The sequence below is a fragment of the Glaciecola punicea genome, assembly GCF_001756615.1.
GTDB lineage: Bacteria > Pseudomonadota > Gammaproteobacteria > Enterobacterales > Alteromonadaceae > Glaciecola > Glaciecola punicea.
Genome location: NZ_LZXY01000001.1, coordinates 370,134 through 387,363, shown reverse-complemented (window position 1 = coordinate 387,363; position 17,230 = coordinate 370,134). Strand labels below are relative to the sequence as shown.

Annotated in this window: 16 protein-coding genes; 8 read left to right on the top strand and 8 right to left on the bottom strand. The window is 41.7% G+C overall.

Annotated features, from left to right (window positions below; translation table 11 throughout):
* Positions 1–69 precede the first annotated feature (69 nt).
* From BAE46_RS01780 to BAE46_RS01765, 4 genes are all read left to right on the top strand, one after another.
* Positions 70–531, top strand: coding sequence for an Mpo1 family 2-hydroxy fatty acid dioxygenase (locus BAE46_RS01780; RefSeq protein WP_070111626.1), 462 nt, complete (start codon positions 70–72; stop codon positions 529–531).
* A gap of 230 nt (positions 532–761) precedes the next feature.
* On the top strand, positions 762–1,604 hold the full coding sequence (locus BAE46_RS01775) for a DUF6279 family lipoprotein (protein WP_006004051.1): 843 nt from the start codon (positions 762–764) through the stop codon (positions 1,602–1,604).
* Between the two features lie 498 nt (positions 1,605–2,102).
* Positions 2,103–3,119, top strand: coding sequence for an oxygen-dependent tRNA uridine(34) hydroxylase TrhO (gene trhO, locus BAE46_RS01770; RefSeq protein WP_070111625.1), 1,017 nt, complete (start codon positions 2,103–2,105; stop codon positions 3,117–3,119).
* A 111-nt stretch (positions 3,120–3,230) separates the two neighbouring features.
* On the top strand, positions 3,231–3,491 hold the full coding sequence (locus tag BAE46_RS01765; RefSeq protein ID WP_006004046.1) for an EF-hand domain-containing protein: 261 nt from the start codon (positions 3,231–3,233) through the stop codon (positions 3,489–3,491).
* An 86-nt stretch (positions 3,492–3,577) separates the two neighbouring features.
* On the opposite strand, the gene BAE46_RS01760 is transcribed toward BAE46_RS01765, so the two are convergent.
* Together BAE46_RS01760 and BAE46_RS01755 are read right to left on the bottom strand one after the other, a co-directional pair.
* On the bottom strand, positions 3,578–4,921 hold the full coding sequence (locus BAE46_RS01760) for a DEAD/DEAH box helicase (protein ID WP_006004044.1): 1,344 nt from the start codon (positions 4,919–4,921) through the stop codon (positions 3,578–3,580).
* A 39-nt stretch (positions 4,922–4,960) separates the two neighbouring features.
* Complete coding sequence (locus BAE46_RS01755) at positions 4,961–5,230, bottom strand: hypothetical protein (protein WP_006004041.1); 270 nt, start codon at positions 5,228–5,230, stop codon at positions 4,961–4,963.
* A 560-nt stretch (positions 5,231–5,790) separates the two neighbouring features.
* On the opposite strand from BAE46_RS01755, the gene cysB reads away from it, so the two are divergent.
* Complete coding sequence (cysB, locus tag BAE46_RS01750; RefSeq protein ID WP_006004039.1) at positions 5,791–6,765, top strand: HTH-type transcriptional regulator CysB; 975 nt, start codon at positions 5,791–5,793, stop codon at positions 6,763–6,765.
* An 80-nt stretch (positions 6,766–6,845) separates the two neighbouring features.
* On the opposite strand, the gene BAE46_RS01745 is transcribed toward cysB, so the two are convergent.
* From BAE46_RS01745 to pabB, 3 genes are all read right to left on the bottom strand, one after another.
* Entirely contained in the window at positions 6,846–8,219 is a 1,374-nt protein-coding gene (locus BAE46_RS01745; RefSeq protein WP_006004037.1) for an L-serine ammonia-lyase, read from the bottom strand.
* Positions 8,220–8,389: 170 nt separating this feature from the next.
* The gene (locus BAE46_RS01740; RefSeq protein ID WP_006004035.1) at positions 8,390–8,986 is read right to left on the bottom strand and encodes a CoA pyrophosphatase; all 597 of its coding nucleotides are present in this window, start codon (positions 8,984–8,986) and stop codon (positions 8,390–8,392) included.
* Positions 8,983–10,524, bottom strand: a complete 1,542-nt coding sequence (gene pabB / locus BAE46_RS01735; protein ID WP_006004033.1) for an aminodeoxychorismate synthase component I — start codon at positions 10,522–10,524, stop codon at positions 8,983–8,985. The genes BAE46_RS01740 and pabB overlap by 4 nt, the downstream gene beginning before the upstream one ends.
* A 280-nt stretch (positions 10,525–10,804) precedes the next feature.
* Here pabB and BAE46_RS01730 point away from each other — a divergent pair, with 280 nt between their 5' ends.
* Together BAE46_RS01730 and BAE46_RS01725 are read left to right on the top strand one after the other, a co-directional pair.
* On the top strand, positions 10,805–12,325 hold the full coding sequence (locus BAE46_RS01730) for a fumarate hydratase (RefSeq protein ID WP_070111624.1): 1,521 nt from the start codon (positions 10,805–10,807) through the stop codon (positions 12,323–12,325).
* A 75-nt stretch (positions 12,326–12,400) separates the two neighbouring features.
* A complete protein-coding gene (locus tag BAE46_RS01725) occupies positions 12,401–13,954 on the top strand; it encodes a DNA recombination protein RmuC (RefSeq protein ID WP_070111665.1) in 1,554 nt (517 codons plus the stop codon).
* Positions 13,955–14,001: 47 nt separating this feature from the next.
* On the opposite strand, the gene BAE46_RS01720 is transcribed toward BAE46_RS01725, so the two are convergent.
* The 3 genes from BAE46_RS01720 to BAE46_RS01710 are packed head-to-tail and all read right to left on the bottom strand — an operon-like array spanning position 14,002 to position 16,403.
* Positions 14,002–15,078 (bottom strand): hypothetical protein, encoded by a 1,077-nt coding sequence (locus BAE46_RS01720; RefSeq protein WP_070111623.1) that lies wholly within the window; start codon positions 15,076–15,078, stop codon positions 14,002–14,004.
* A 36-nt stretch (positions 15,079–15,114) separates the two neighbouring features.
* Positions 15,115–15,519 carry an OsmC family protein gene (locus tag BAE46_RS01715; RefSeq protein ID WP_006004023.1) on the bottom strand — a complete coding sequence of 135 codons (405 nt, stop codon included), beginning with the start codon at positions 15,517–15,519 and terminating at the stop codon, positions 15,115–15,117.
* 41 nt (positions 15,520–15,560) lie between these two features.
* Positions 15,561–16,403 carry a CvfB family protein gene (locus BAE46_RS01710; protein ID WP_070111622.1) on the bottom strand — a complete coding sequence of 281 codons (843 nt, stop codon included), beginning with the start codon at positions 16,401–16,403 and terminating at the stop codon, positions 15,561–15,563.
* Positions 16,404–16,469: 66 nt separating this feature from the next.
* Here BAE46_RS01710 and BAE46_RS01705 point away from each other — a divergent pair, with 66 nt between their 5' ends.
* The gene (locus BAE46_RS01705) at positions 16,470–17,228 is read left to right on the top strand and encodes a 5-oxoprolinase subunit PxpA (protein ID WP_006004019.1); all 759 of its coding nucleotides are present in this window, start codon (positions 16,470–16,472) and stop codon (positions 17,226–17,228) included.
* Positions 17,229–17,230 lie beyond the last annotated feature (2 nt).

Here is a 17,230-nt window from a genome sequence, read left to right as displayed (position 1 = left end):
TGTGCTAAATTAGCGTGAGTTGTAAACTTAGCGTTAACAATCAGCTAAAGTGTCTAACGGGACAATACTGTGCGCGACATAGAACGACTCATTAATACCTACGGTGAAAGCCATCAAAATAAGACCAATATTCTCATTCATGCAGTAGCTGTACCCAGTATATTTTTTGTTACCGTGGGGCTATTATGGTCAATTCCGGTACCTGACTTCATAGCGCAGTTTAATATCAATTTTGCCCATATAGCCGCTATTCCCACCTTGTATTACTATTTCAAACTCTCTGGCCCCATTGGTGCGGCTATGACCTTGCTCACTTTACTGACTTTTGGGGGTATAAACTTGTTAGTCGTCGCTGGTATAAGCGTGTGGCAGTTCTCTGCTGTCTTGTTTGTAGTAATGTGGATATTGCAGTTTGTGGGGCACAAAATTGAAGGAAAACAGCCGTCGTTTTTCCAGGATCTTCGGTATTTACTCGTTGGTCCAGCTTGGTGGTGGGTGCATTGGCTTAAACGCTTAAATATTAACTATTAACTATTAGATAAAAGGTGCCCACTGCGCACCTTTTTTAATAATGAGGCCTTCGTTTGTTCTTACTAGTATTAATATCTTACGCATGAAATGCAAAATGCTCACACATCGGTTTATTGAGCTTGCGCCAAGCCGATCGGGAAAGCGCTTTTTCTTTACTGCTACATGAAACCTTTCGCGCTGTATTTGTCGTATATATAACCAAGAAATTATCTAAGAAGGAAAACAATTGCATGAAAAAACTGATGCTATTGGCATTCGTGCTTTTGTTAGGAGGGTGTTCAGCAAAGTTTGCCTATAATAATGTAGATTGGTTAATACACTGGTACATAGACGATTATGTAGAGCTAGACAATGCCCAAGAAGACATGTTTGACGATATGCTTGGCAACTGGATGTTATGGCATAGACAACAAGAGTTGCCGCAGTACAAGCGCCAGCTATCCGATATTGTCACTGACATTAAAAATAATAATATAACAGAACAAAGTATTACACAGCACCGTGAAAGAGCCAGGGGGCATTGGGTTAGAGCACGCTCACATGTTGCTCCTGATTTAGTTGCGCTTGGCGCAACTTTATCTCAAGAACAAGTCATATATCTTTTTGCAAATCTTGAGAAAAGAAATGTTGAAGACGAAGAAGAATTGAAAGAAAATCAGGCTTTGAGCAGTAACCAGCGCGTGGAAAAGTGGATTGAACGTAATCAAAAAGGGATGCGCAGGTGGTTAGGTAAATTGAGTGACGAGCAAGAAGCATTCATCGCTACATTTTATCAGCGTTTTGAATCAACACGTCCCTTCTGGCTTGCGTACAAACGTGAATATCAACAGCAGTTAAGGCGTGTGTTTGCCCTTGCCGAAAGAGACGAAACGTTTGAACAAAAAATGCACGAGTTGATTGTCAATCCTGATCAGTTTAGAAGCCTTGAGTTTAAAACCGCAATGAATGCTAACACCGCCGCGGGTAGCGAATATTTAATCGGACTTATGAGCTTAACGTCGACCAAACAAATTGAACGCTTGCTTGATGAAATAGACGATTTACAAAATGATCTGCGTGGTTTACAGCGCTAAGATAGTTATGTAAAAGTAGCAGAGGCTCATAAAAAAATTTCTTCTACTTCTGCCCGCAGATTCTCAAAATTCGCCTTGTGAACCGACTTTAAGGGCATACCTGATATAAACCGATATAGCTCTGCTATCTGCACCAAATGATTACTTTCAGTGTTTTTACAATGCTTTTAAGGCTAAGACCAGTCACTCGCAAACGGCGCTTTCAGGTCACAGCACTCGATTAGTTCAGCCTGAAAAACCTTCTCCAAAAGCGTTCAATTTGAATCATAACAAACAACAGCTTCAGTGGGAATTATTGTGCCCCGAGTTTGTAGACACAATGTTTGAGAACATCACTGAAGTTTCGAGTCTGCAGCTATAGGCTTGTTTAAAGTAGTACATTTATAATATCTAACGATCAGTTCTGCCAGATTAGCCATTAAAGTCCCCCTGTGCTAATATCGTGGCGCAATTTTGCCTTGGTTTTACGTTCCAACTCGCAAAGGAAAAACAACGAAAATGAATCATAACAACGGAGAAAACGCCGCATATTTAGTTTGTGCGCTGTATAAGTTTGTGACCTTACATAACTATGTGGAAATGCGTGAACCGTTGCGCCAGTTTATGGAGTCTCAGCATATAAGAGGGACTATTTTATTGGCTCACGAAGGGATCAATGGGACGGTTTCGGGCCCTCAAGAGGGCATCGATAATTTACTTCGACATTTAAACGCTGACTCGCGTATCTTTCCTATTTCGCATAAGTTCTCATGGCATGCAGAGCAGCCATTTTACCGCACAAAAGTAAAGCTCAAAAAAGAAATAGTAACAATGGGTGTAGAGGGTATAGATCCCTCAAAGTCAGTAGGGACCTACATTGCTGCAAAAGATTGGAACGCCCTAATCTTGGACCCTGAGGTTACAGTGATAGATACTCGTAACGACTATGAAATTGAAATAGGCACTTTTAAGAACGCGCTTAATCCGCATACCGATTCATTTCGTGAATTTCCTCAATACGTGGCTAAATCGCTTGACCCAAACACGCATAAAAAAGTGGCAATGTACTGCACCGGCGGTATTCGTTGCGAAAAATCGACCGCTTATTTAAAAGAGCAGGGCTTTGAGGAGGTATATCACTTACAAGGTGGTATATTGCAATATCTCGAAGATGTGCCTCAGTCTGAGTCTCTATGGCAAGGAGACTGTTTTGTGTTTGATAATAGAGTGGCCGTTAATCATGAGCTTGAAAAAAGTATCTACGACCAATGCTATGGCTGTAGGCTGCCTATTACCGAACAAGACAAGCAAAGTGATAAGTATGAAGCGGGAGTAACCTGCCCAGCGTGCTTTGGCCGACATTCGCAAGATCAGCTATCGCGCTTCAGAGAACGAGAGAAGCAAGTTAATTTAGCTAAGCAAAGATCACAAGAGCATGTGGGTACCCAAGCTAGAGATCTTATGCACGCAAAGCGAAATGAAAAAGCACAGGCTCAACGGGAAAGGGCATTAGCGAAGAATAAACAAGTACAATAATATGAGTGCTGTAAGTGGCACTTAAGAATAATCATCTATGTCGAGTTTTATCTAGACTTTGCGCAAGGTAAAAGAGTAAACTTTGCAAAAGCTTATTACAGTGGGAATAACATGACTGAATCAAAATCAGCGAGCGAAGACCTGAGCCCCGAAAAAATCGCAGAAATTCGTAAAGAATTTGATTATTTCGACAGTGACAACAACGGTCAAATCGATTTACGTGAATTTATTGAAATGCTCACGATTTTGTCACCTAAAACAAAAGCCAATCATGTGCAAGAAGGGTTTAACATGATTGACGATAACGGTGACGGCTATATCGATTTTGAAGAATTTTTGGAATGGTGGCAGGACTGCTGGTGGGAATACTAAGTAAACACCGGATTTACTAAGGCAGTTTTAATACGCCAAGTGACGTTGACTTGGCGCAAATTTATGTTTTGGCTTTCTGCTAAACTTTAATCTTCTGTGTCTGGTCTGCTGTCATCTGAATTATTTTCTATTTTTCTTGCCTGGCGCTTTATTGGTGCATGTCCAATATCTACTGAGCCCATTGTATTTATCCGTTTAGTTGTTGCTTTAGGTGCTTTTTTCACAATTTTTGCCGGCTTACTATAGACTTTTTTGAGGACTTTTTTAGGCCTTGCTTTTATGCCGGTAAACCTTGTATTTATGCCGTCAACTGCGCCGAAATTAACGTCGTCTAAATAATTAGCCTTTATTGCCTGAAAGCTGAGCCAATCTTTCTTACCCACTAAAGAGGCTGCGCTGCCTTGACGCCCAGCTCGTCCGGTGCGTCCAATTCGATGAATGTATTCTTCCGGGAACTTAGGTAAATCATAGTTTATGACTTGAGCAACATTGCTTATATCTAGGCCTCTAGCGCCTAAGTCGGTACAAACCAATACGCTAAATCTACCTTTACTAAAGTCTTGCAGTACTTGATTGCGTTGGTTTTGTAATAGCTCGCCGTTAAGTGCCACCGCATTTAAGTGTAGAGTATTTAACAAATCAGTAATTCGCTGCGTGTCTGTTCGCGTGGCGGTAAACACAATGGCTTGCTCTTGATTCACAATGCGTAAAATTTTACTAAGTTGTTCATCTTTTTGCGACACACCATCAGAAAAATAAAAGATTTGCGTAATATCTTTGTGTGGTTTGTTTGATGCGTCAACCGATATTTTTTGTGGGCTTTTTAGCAACACCGTGGTCATTTCTTTAATTTGTGCCTGCTCAATGGTCGCTGAAAACATCATTGTTTGACGTTTCCTATGGTCGGCTTGAGAGTGAATAATGGCCAACTGTTCAACGAAACCTAGCTCAAGCATACGGTCGGCTTCATCTAAAATTAGCAGTTCTAACCCATGTAAAAAAAGTTGTTTGTCGTTTAAGTGATCGGCAATTCTGCCGGCTGTTCCAACAATAATATGCGGGTTTTTTCTAAGCAATTTAGCTTGGTCATTATAATTTTCACCGCCTACGATTAAATTAGCCTGTAGTGTTGTATTAGCGACTATTTGTCGTACAACACCATAAACTTGTTTGGCCAATTCACGTGTAGGCGCCAGAATTAGGGCGCGAGGATCGGCCTTGGAAAGCGCGCGCTGAGTTAATAATCTATTAACCATAGGCACCACGAATGCAAGCGTTTTGCCTGAGCCAGTTTTTGACGCCGCCAGTATATCTTTATTCAATAAGGCGTGCGGAATAGCCTGGGCTTGAATATCCGTTAGGTCGCTTAGTTGAGCCGTAGACAAATTCTTTACAATTCGATGATCAATGGGAAGTTCAGAAAATAACAAAAATACACGCCTTTAATATGGTCTATGTGAGCATTATAGCTAGCATTGAAGCAAAAAGCCTAAGTATTCATGTGCTTTTATCTGGCTACCATTTTTTCTTGGGCGCAAAAAGTGATTCAATCTCTTTTCTTTCTCTGCCATTAACTGTTTAAGATTGTTGCCTTTAACATTCATCTCTAGGCTTTTTCGTATAGCTTCTAGCTCGACTTTGCGCTGGTCAGTGTAGTCGCCTTGAGGCTCGTGATTAGAAAGCGCAGCAATTCCCTTTTCAATGTGTTGGTGCGCAGAGCCTTGCACATCTATTCTCACGTTATTTTGTACTCTATTGGTTAAGGTTTCTACATTGACTCTTAACTGCAGGCTACAAAAAATGCTGTTTCTTCCTAAGCAAGAAGCTTAGGCCTTATGTTTGCTTTGTTGTATTGTGCACGCAGCATCATTCGTCGTTTTTTAACCGCTTGAATATACACATATTAGACAGTTTAACGTTTGCCATTTCTAGCATGTTATCGGGGTAGTTAGAGCCGTCGTCAATTACTTTAATTGCATAGGGAGAATCAAAATTTTCGGTAATTTCATTATCATTTGTCTACCTAATTGAACTGTTAATATTTTTTATTGAACCCCCTATAGCACCTATGTGCATTACACGCATAAATACATGTATTTGCAATAAAATATACCTATTACAAAAAATCTATAAATTTAATATGCAAAAAACATATAGATTAGCTATTATTTAAACCCAAACTTATATTACTGTATCGCCCAAATGTATATTCTGCTTAGCAGTAATTCAGTTTATTGTTGATCAAAGCAAGTACAAATTAGACAAGCAAGTTTACGCACACATCATTTTAAGGGACTCAATGAAATTACAGCAATTAAGATACATAGTAGAAGTGTTAAATAACAATTTGAACGTGTCTGCTACCGCCGAAAATTTATACACATCTCAGCCAGGCATAAGTAAGCAAGTTCGCATGCTTGAAGATGAGTTAGGCATTCAAATATTTGGTAGAAGCGGCAAGCACTTAACGCATGTAACTGACGCTGGCAAAGAAGTAATTAATATTTCTAGAGAGATATTAGCAAAAGTAGAAAGTATAAAATCAGTTGCCCGCGAACACACTTTACCAGACCAAGGTAAGCTAAATATTGCTACTACACATACCCAAGCCCGTTACGCTTTGCCCGATGTGATAAAAGGCTTTATGCAAAAATACCCGAAAGTATCCTTACATATGCATCAGGGAACCCCGTCACAAATAAGTGATTTAGCGGCTAAAGGAGAAGCCGACTTTGCCATTGCTACTGAATCCTTGCATTTATATAACGACTTAATAATGCTGCCTTGTTATCACTGGAATAGGTCGGTTATTGTGAACAAATCGCATCCTTTGGCTAAAAAAACCAACATTACTATTCAAGATATAGCTAAATATTCGTTGGTCACCTACGTGTTTGGCTTCACCGGACGCTCCGAACTTGACAGAGCCTTTAGCGAGGCAGGTTTAGAACCCAAAATTGTATTCACCGCGACCGACGCCGACGTGATTAAAACCTACGTGAGGTTAGGCGTAGGAGTAGGGGTTATCGCTTCAATGGCGGTTGATGAAGTACTTGATAATGATTTGGTTAAAATTGATGCTAGCCACTTGTTTGATTACAGCACGACTAAGATTGGATTTAGAAAAGGCTCGTTTCTGCGTAATTACATGTATGAATTTATAGAGCGCTTCGCGCCTCATTTGACTAAGAGTGTAGTTGAGCGTGCGATGATGCAAAAGAATAATGATGAACTTGAGACTATGTTTAAAGATTTAACTTTGCCGGTGAAGTAGGTAAAAGGGTCAGGTCCAATTAGCTATTTTTCTTTGAAAAATAGCTAATTGGACCTGACCCTTTTAATTTTTTACGGCCTCTAACACTCAATAATATTAACCGCTAAGCCACCGCGTGCAGTTTCTTTATACTTACTTTTCATATCATTACCTGTGTCCCACATTGTCTTTATAACCTTATCCAAAGATACCTTCTGATTACCGGTGCCTCTCAAGGCAAGACGCGACGCGTTAATGGCTTTAACTGCCCCCATGGCGTTACGCTCAATACAGGGGACTTGAACTAAACCACCAACGGGGTCACAGGTAAGGCCAAGGTTGTGTTCCATGCCAATTTCGGCGGCGTTTTCTACTGATTTTACCGAGCCGCCTAATATTTCAGTAAGGGCGCCTGCAGCCATTGAGCACGCAACACCTATCTCGCCTTGGCAGCCAACTTCAGCGCCTGAAATTGAAGCGTTCTTTTTATATAAAATACCAATAGCGGCCGCGGTGAGTAAGAATCTGCAGGCAGCGTCGTCAGACAAGGGGCGTACAAATTTATCATAGTAGCTCATTACGGCAGGAATTATGCCGGCAGCGCCGTTGGTGGGCGCGGTCACTACACGGCCTCCAGCGGCATTTTCTTCATTCACCGCTAAGGCAAACAAGTTTACCCAGTCCATCACAAGCATAGGGTCGTTACTTTTTTCATTCTCTAATAGCGCTAGCAATGCGGCCGCGCGGCGGTGTACTTTTAGCCCGCCGGGTAAAATCCCTTCGGTTTGCTTACCGTTTTCGATACATTCCTGCATAGTATACCAAATATGCAATAAACGTCTTCTAACTTCGGCTTCTGGCAGCAGCATTGTTTCATTTTTTAGCATTAAGGAGCTAATGCGAAAGCTATTGTCCTGGCATATTTGCAAAAGCTCATTGGCAGTGGAAAAAGGAAAGGGAGCATCCATTTGTGCCACAGCATATTTTTCTTGTTTTTGTGCCTCAAAGTCTTCATCTTTTACAATAAAGCCGCCGCCAATAGAATAGTAAGTGGTAGTTTTGACCATTGTTTTGTCGTTGTACGCAAAGAAGGTCATACCATTGGCATGCTTAGGCAAGGCTTTACGCCGATGAAATACAATTGCGCCTGTTTTGGCAAACGTAATAAGCTGCTTATGCATTAATAACAGTGTGCGCGTGCTTTCCACATCTTTTAACATACTATCTATTTGTTTTACGGGTACGTTTTCGGGCGTAAACCCTAATAAACCTAAAATTATCGCTTTACCGGTGCCATGGCCTATACCCGTTTGGCCTAATGAGCCGTAAAGCTCGGTGTTTATATGCGTAATTTCATGCAGTTGATCGTCTCTAACAAGCTCCTCGCAAAAATCTAAGGCAGCACGCATGGGGCCAACGGTATGGGAACTTGATGGGCCAATGCCCACTTTGAACATATCAAAAACACTAATCATAAAACACCTCAATAGTTGTAACATAATTGTTACACAAAATAGCTATAACACAAGTCAAAAATGCGATAGATTAGCTAATGCTAACGATTAGAAATGTTAATGGATGGTTATTTTATTAATTAATACATTAGTTCAGGAGTAAGCACGTTAATTAGACAGTAGAAAGCAAGTTATACCAGTAAATGAGTCGTTATATGCTTTTGCAGCTGCGCCAGAATACCGGCAGTTGCGCCCCATATCATGCGTTCTTTATAAGGAACAAAATAAATCGGGAAACTATTTTTTTCGCGCTTAACCATTTCTACATAATATCGTTGGGTATCCATTAAATAAGCTAATGGTACGCTAAACACATTGGCCACTTCATTTGGATCAATAATTAAGTCGCTGTCTAATTTGATAGGTTTATCGTAAATAGCCACAACCGGCACTACTGCAAAACCACTTATCGTTTTGTAAGTGCCTAAGCGCCCTAATAAACGCAGATGCTCGCGTTGAAGGCCAATTTCTTCTTGAGCCTCGCGATAAGCAGTATCAACTAAATCGAGGTCGGTTTTTTCTGCTTTGCCGCCCGGAAAACAAACTTGGCCTGCATGATGTTTTAAATGACTCGCGCGCTGGGTGAATAATACCTGCAGTTTATTGTTACTAGGAAATAAACAAATAAGCACCGCGGCAGGTCTTTTGGCCTCAAAAAAAGGATAATCAGACGCTTCCTGTAGTGACCATGGGCGATTAAAAGCAGAAAGAAAGTCGAGCTCGTTCAATTAATGGTCTTCCTTTTTGAGGTGTTTATGATACAGGTTTGTTCCAGTACGGGTAATATTTTAGCAACTTTATGAAGGCTTTCCATATATTCATCAATGTCGTTAGAGTCAAGCACAATGCCGCCACCCGCCCAGCAATAAATCGTTTTGGACCCGCCATCAGGTCTTTTTTTTGATAGCTCAAGCTTATCATTTTCAGCAAGTAGGGTGCGTATACAAATATTAGTGTCAATGTCGCCTCTTATTCCGATATAGCCAATGGTGCCGCAATAAATAGCGCGCTTATCAGGTTCGATCTCTTGAATGATTTGCATAGCACGTACCTTGGGCGCCCCTGTTATCGAACCGCCCGGGAACGCGCCTTTCATTAAATCGTATGCGCTTGCATCATCTTTTAGCTCACCTACCACGGTACTGACCATATGGTGAACCGCCGGATAACTTTCCAACGAAAAAAGTGATGGCACCTTAACTGAATGAGGTTTGCAGAACTTGCTTAAATCATTACGCAACAAATCGACGATCATCAAATTCTCAGCGCGATCTTTTTCAGCGCCTAACAAATCGTCGCTTAGCGCTTTGTCTATAACAGGATCAGGGTCGCGTTTTCGAGTACCTTTAATAGGTTTTGTTTCAACGATTCTGTCTTTTACTGATAAAAAACGCTCAGGCGAAAGACTCAAAATGGTGCTGCTTGGTAAACGCACATAGGCAGAAAAGGGCGCATTATTCGCCAATCTTAAGCGGCAGTAGGCGTCAAACTCACTACCGTAGTACTGTGCATGAAATCGTTGTGCAAAATTGACTTGATAGCAATCGCCCGCCTGCAAATACTTTTCTATCTTGGTGAACTTTTGACAATACACTTCCTTTGACATATTCGATTGCCACGGTTCAAGTAAAGAAAAATCATCTTTTTGTACTTGTGCGTCTCTCAGATTGGCAATGCTTTTTAGGCTATTTTCAATAAAGTTACTCTCAATTGAAAATAGATGCAGCGTGCCGGTATGATTGTCATAGACAATACTTGAATGATAAAAGCCTACGCTAATATCGGGTAATCCGTACTGATGAGGTTTATCGTTTTTTATATTGTCAGAAGAGGTATTGCCATCGTAGGCAAATACGCCTAATGCCCCCGCAACGAAAGGGATCTCGCTGTTGCTAATTGATGAAGAATCAAATAACTCGTCAAACGTCTTTTGCAATCTGGCTAAGTTTTTATAGGGGCAGACCGAGTTCAATATTGCATTATTAAAAAGATGACTTAGTGAGGTGGCATTTTCATTTGGTTTGTTTTTATGCGCTTTTTCTGTGCTTAATTGTGTCCAACTGCCGCTTAGTGAATGTTTTCCTTGTGCAAACTCATAGGTTACACACGGCGAGTGCACCATAATATCGAAGCGGCCGCCCATGTGTGATTGTGCACAACTGTCCAGTAAAAAAGACCAGGATCTATCCTCAATGGTTTTAAATAAGGTTAAGACTTTTTCGGGCGAAAAATTTGCTACGGTATGGGTGTTAATTGAAAAGGCCAAAGCTGCTCCAAAATAAAAATACTTACTTGCTGGACTACAGGCGCAAAGCATAAATCTCGTCACTAGTAACCGCTCATTAAGCACAACTTGGCTTAATTAATAATGCATGGTGGATTATCTATGTGTGAGTAGTATACTGCTGATTTTATACTTTCACCATGTCGCTTCGCACACTTTGTGTCAATTTACGCTGGTCATTGACACTTGCTTTTGTAAAATTATCGTTGATATAAAGTATTACACAAGAATTTTACAGCACACCTAATATAAAGAGGGATTTATGACCACTATTCGTCAACAAGACTTTATAGATAGTATTGAAGATGCTTTACAGTTTATCTCATATTACCATCCATTGGATTACGTAAAAGCTGTCGAGCAAGCCTACAACAAAGAGGAAAGTAAAGCCGCAAAAGATGCAATGGCACAAATACTCATTAATTCAAGAATGTCCGCACAGGGCAAACGTCCTATTTGTCAAGATACAGGGATCGTAACATGCTTTGTAAAAGTGGGGATGCAGGTAAGCTGGGATAAGACCGACCTAACAGTGCAGCAAATGGTTGATGAAGGCACAAGACGCGCTTATTTAAATCCAGATAACCCGCTACGTGCTTCCATTGTTAAAGATCCAGCAGGTGCGCGCATAAATACGAAAGATAATACCCCAGCGGTGGTGCATATAGACATGATTGCCGGGGGTAAAGTAGAAGTAATGATTGCAGCCAAAGGCGGCGGTTCAGAAAATAAATCAAAAATGGTCATGTTAAACCCTAGCGATGATATTGCCGACTGGGTGGTGAAAACATTGCCAACCATGGGTGCGGGTTGGTGTCCACCGGGTATGTTAGGCATAGGCATTGGTGGCACAGCTGAAAAAGCAGCGGTACTAGCCAAAGAAAGTTTAATGGATCCAGTAGACATGCAAGACCTCATTGCCCGAGGCGCGGTTACAACAGAAGAAAAACTACGCGTCGATATTTATAAAAAAGTGAACGACCTAGGCATTGGCGCACAGGGCTTAGGGGGTTTAACAACCGTAGTGGATGTTAAAATAATGTCAGTTCCCACCCATGCTGCATCAAAGCCAATAGCAATGATCCCCAACTGCGCAGCAACGCGTCACGCACATTTCACCTTAGATGGCAGCGGGCCATATGAGCAAAAAGCCCCGCGTTTGGAAGACTGGCCAGAAATAACCTGGGAAGTGGGTGAAGACGTACGCAGAATAGATTTAAACACCGTTACGAAGGCCGACATTCAAGATTGGAAAGCGGGTGAAACGGTGCTTTTAAACGGTAAAATGTTGACAGGACGCGACGCTGCACATAAACGTATTCAGTCTATGTTGCAAAATGGAGAAGGTTTACCCGAGGGCGTCGACCTAACCAACAAATTTATTTATTATGTAGGCCCAGTTGATGCTGTGCGCGATGAAGCTGTAGGTCCAGCAGGACCAACAACAGCGACCCGTATGGATAAATTCACCGACATGATGCTTGAACAAACTGGTTTAATCGGCATGATTGGTAAAGCCGAACGCGGACCCGGCACTGTAGCCAGTATTGCTAAACATAAAGCAGTGTACTTAATGGCGGTTGGCGGCGCCGCCTATTTGGTTTCAAAAGCCATTAAAAAGTCTCGAGTGGTGGCTTTTGAAGACTTAGGCATGGAAGCTATTTATGAGTTTGACGTGGTTGACATGCCCGTAACTGTGGCAGTAGACAGTACCGGCGCCAATGTGCACGAGTCCGGCCCTGCTATTTGGAAAGTAAATATAGCCGAAGCCGCAAAGGCATGAGCATGAAACGGCCTCTTAGTGGGCCGTTTCATGCACAAGGTGAACAATAAATTAAGTGTTAATAAAGGAAATTTGGTGAACCTACCCATTTGGGCACAAAATATAGACGTATCTTACGAAGTCCTATTGATTGCAGGTATGCTCTTTGTACCTATATTGGTCGCCTATGCTATGTGGCGAGTGCACAATAAAAGCGTCGCTTTAATGCAAAGCCAATGGCAGCAGGAGCGCCACGCTCTACAAAGCGAGCTAGGCTTAGTGTCGCAAGCCCTTGCTCATTCTTCTTCTACCCAAGAACTTACCGCCATAAACTATGAAAAAGAAGCTAAGCTTCGGGAAAAAACGGCTCAGCAAAATCACTTAGATGCTCGTAGACTACAGCAAATAGTGACCGATCAAGAGCGCCAGCTTGGCCAACTCTCGCAGCAGGCCAACGAACTATACGAATTAAAAGAACAGCACACACAGTTACAAACAAAGTATTATGCTCTGCAAGATCGCTTATCGATGCTGCAGGCAAACTTTGAAGCGCAAGAAGCAGCGATTGCGCAAGAGCGCATTGGCTTTGATGAAAAGTTTCAACTCCTGGCTAATGCAGAAAAGCACTTAAACACCCAGTTTGAGAATCTTGCCAATAAAATTTTTGAACAAAAATCCGAGAAGTTTTCCAAAACAAGTGAGCAAGGTATTTCGCACTTGTTGTCGCCACTGAAACAACAAATTGAAGATTTTAAAAAACAAATACGCGATCAATACATGACCGAAGGACAAGAAAGAGCTTCTTTAAGAACCGAAATTTTAGGCTTAAAAGAGCTGAACTTGCAAATTACCCAAGAGGCGGCTGCGTTAACTAACGCGCTTAAAGGCGATAATAAGCAGCAGGGCAACTGGGGCGAAATTGTCCTTGCGCGTATTTTGGACGAGTCAGGCCTTCGTGAAGGCCATGAATACGAAATACAAAAACACTTAGTTGCCAATGACGGTAAACGATATAGGCCAGACGTAGTAGTGCATTTGCCAAACAAAAAAGACATTGTGATTGACTCGAAGGTGTCGTTAATTGCACATGAAAGAGTCGTTAATGCCCAAAGCGATGACGAGCGTAAAAAAGCGCTTAAAGAGCATGTTGTATCTATTAAAGGGCATATTAAGGGCTTGAGTAAAAAGGACTACCAAGATTTATCGGGCGTGCAAACACTTGATTACGTGCTTATGTTTGTGCCTGTGGAGTCGGCATTTATTTCAGCCGTTCAAGAAGCTCCCGACTTGGTTAAACTAGCCATGGATAATCAAATAATGCTGGTGAGTCCTACTAATTTGCTCGTTGCACTGAGAACCATCAATAATATTTGGCAGTATGAATATCAGAGTCAACATGCCAAAACCATTGCTGATAAAGCTAAAAAAATGTACGACAAATTCGCTAATTTTGTAGAAGATATGCAGCGCATAGGGAGAAACATTGAGGCCTTAGAAAAGAGTTATGACGGTGCTATGAATAAGCTGTCTACCGGTCGTGGGAATTTAGTAACGCAAGCAGAAAGCTTCAAAACGCTTGGCGTAACGCCCACTAAATCGATTGATAGAGACTTATTGCCGCCTGCTCATTTTGATGAATCTAGCCGATGAAATAGGGTGCGACCTGAACCAATATGATTAGCGATTGTTGACCTTTCTTAACCGCCCTGGCGCAGTCTATTATACTCGTCGTTGTCTATTTCAAACACATACATTAGGGTATCACGGGCGTGGTTGCTTAAGGGATCGCTCGGGTTTTCAGCAATCCTAAATAGCGCTGCTTTTAAGACATCGTTTGGTTTCACCGAACCGCTGTGCATAGTTGATAAAATTGCTACGCGAGTTTCAAAGTTATTATTTTCGCTAAGGTAGCTGCTTGCTAAGGTGACTCTTTCACTTTTATCACTGAAGCGAATAATATTTTCAACAATAAAACTAACTTCTTCTCGAGGCGCTTGGTTTAACGCAAACGATAGATCAGTAATAACTTTGTTTTTTTCATTTGAGTTGAGTTGAAAGGGCATCAATAAATCCAGCGCAAAGGTTCTATTAGTGCTGTCTGCCGGACTGTAAAGTGCAATATTTTTAATTGTAGAAACTATCTCATCATTGCCTACATGCATACCTCTACTTGAGACCAAGTGCAATAGTTTGGTATTGCCTATTGCGGTGCCTTGGGCGCTTAAGCGGGTCACTAAATTGGCCATAAGTAGCTCTTTGTCGACTATATCAGCGCTGTGAAGAACGCTGGTGATATAATAGGGTACTTGTGACTCAGTGCCTGAGTCAGCAAAGTAGTCGACTAAAATTTGAAAGTTTTCTGGATTGTCTTTTACTGCATTGCGCAGCAATTCAAGCGCAGACCCCATTTTTTTATAGGCTTCCTTTTCGCCACTTTGCTCCAGTGCGTTAAGAAATGCCAGAGTGTCAATAACACTGGCATTTTGAGCTAAAAACAGTTCGTCTTTGTCAGTGTTTTCCAAAACTGTGGTGCCACCATTATCTACAGACACGTATTGAGCTAGCCCCATATTTGTGGGTGAAGCGACAGTTCTATTAGATGCTCGTGCTGTTTTTTTAACATCTATGTCTACCAAGGACGTTTTTTTATGGCTAAACTCGCCAGATGCATCTAAGTGTTTAAGCGTGTTGTGTGTGCCCAACCAATATCCGCCAGCAAAGCCGGCAAGCGTGGATATGAGAATAAAAAAAGTGGCGGTGCTAGTAGCTTTCATATCAAATACGTATTAATCCTCAATATTGTTAAAGCTTTATTCGCTTAAGCCAAAACTAGTGGTGATCGCAACTTTTGCGTTTAGCATTAACATGACCGAGCAATACTTTTCGCAGGAAAGCTGTACTGCGCGCGCCAGATGTTTTTCGTTTATTTGTTTACCTGACACCTCGTAATGTGCGTGTATCGAGGCGAATACACGCGGGGGACTGTCTGCTCGCGTTGCTTCAAGTCTACAAATACAGCTTTCAATAGGCTGTCTTGCTTTACGCATAATCTCAACCACATCGACACTAGAGCAAGCACCTACGCTTATAAGTACAGCTTGCATAGGCGACAAATCATTTCCACTGCCGTCAAGGCTAATTGTTTTGCCGTCGTCCATCACACCGTCAAAGGCTAAACCATGTTCGCTTGGCTGCCATGTTATTTCTGCTTTCATTTTATTATTCCTTACCGTTAACGACTTAAGCCGTGCTAGCGTTAAACAGTATCTTGATTTAGATATAAACAGTTTTTTTCAATGCGAATTTTTTTCTGTTTGTACAAATTACCAATTGCCTTCTTATATGCGGCTTTACTAACCTTAAAGCGAGCAAATATTTCATCAGGCGTACTCTTGTCGGTTACGGTCGACATACCGTCATGAGCGATTAGGTCTTCTAAGATTTGTTCGCTTAAATTAAGCCGTGCCTGAGGTGTTTGTACTTGTAAGGCAAGGTCTAATTTCCCGTCTTCACGCACAGACTTTACAAAGCCTTCAAGGTAATCACCCATTTTTACACTGGTAATTAAATCGCTGTTAAATAGTAAGCCCTGAAACTCGCCATTTACAATCGCTTTGTAGCCTAATGGCGTTTGTGCATAAATTAACAAGGAAACGGCCTGATTAGGACTCAGTTCTTGGCTATGCTCATGTAAAAAACGTTCAATTTTGGTGGTAGCAACCAGTTTTCCTATACGGTCTTGCAGGGCATAAACCACGTAACGAGTGCCAATATCAAGGTTGGTGTGTAGCTGGCCTTCTGGGGCGTATAAGTCGGGTTTAATACCCCAATCAAAAAAGCATCCATGATCGCTTGCGCCGACCACCACTAATGGGGCGAATTGATGAAGCATTACTTTAGGGGCGTCTATTGCGCCTAAAAACGAACCATCGGCATGGGTATATACAAACACATCAAGTTCTTGTCCCATTGTATAAACGTGAGAAGTGTCTTTAAGCATAACAAGCTGTTCGGATGATCCGCCATAGGCGAGCAGTTCGTACCCGAAAGGAAAAATTTCAACAACATGAAGGCGATTAAATTGGCCAATTTTTAGCATCTTGATATGATACCTATTAAATAAAAATGATTATAACAAAGTCTACAGAGTTTAGAGAGGGTAGCAATGAAACTAAATGCGGATATTGGTGAAAGTTATGGGAAATGGACTATGGGCAATGACAGTGACATTATGCCTTTGGTCGATCAAGCCAATATTGCCTGTGGTTATCACGCTGGTGATGCCCTTACTATGCAAAACACTATAAGTTTGGCAGCTAAACATGCGGTAGAAGTTGGCGCGCATGTTTCCTATCCCGATTTACAAGGCTTTGGACGTCGTTCAATGCAGTTAAGCTCGGATGAACTTATCGCTATGATCCACGCGCAAATAGCGACTTTAGAAGGCATGGCAAAGTGCCAAAGCGCGAAGATAGGATTTGTGAAACCTCACGGTGCTATGTATAACGACATGATGCAGCAACCCGCTTTATTTGAGTCCATAGTAATGGCTTTAGCAAGTTATCATTGCCGGTATGATTTAGTAATACAGGCGCTACCAGATGTGTCAATATTTTGTAGCACTGCGGCAAAGCATAATATACCACTGCGTTTTGAGGGCTTTGCCGACAGGGGCTATACGGCAAGCGGCTTTTTGGTCAGTCGAGACAAACCTAAGGCCGTATTATCCGAAACCCAAAGCCTGTTTCAAGCCAGTGCAATGATAAATGGAGACGCATTTCTAAGTGAATGTGGTAATGCGCTTGCACTTCATATTGACACTATTTGTGTACATAGTGATACCCCTGACTCGCTCATATTATGCCGGAAAATACGATCGCTCATTAGCAAACAAGTCAGCACTAAATCTGTGCATACATCCTAATG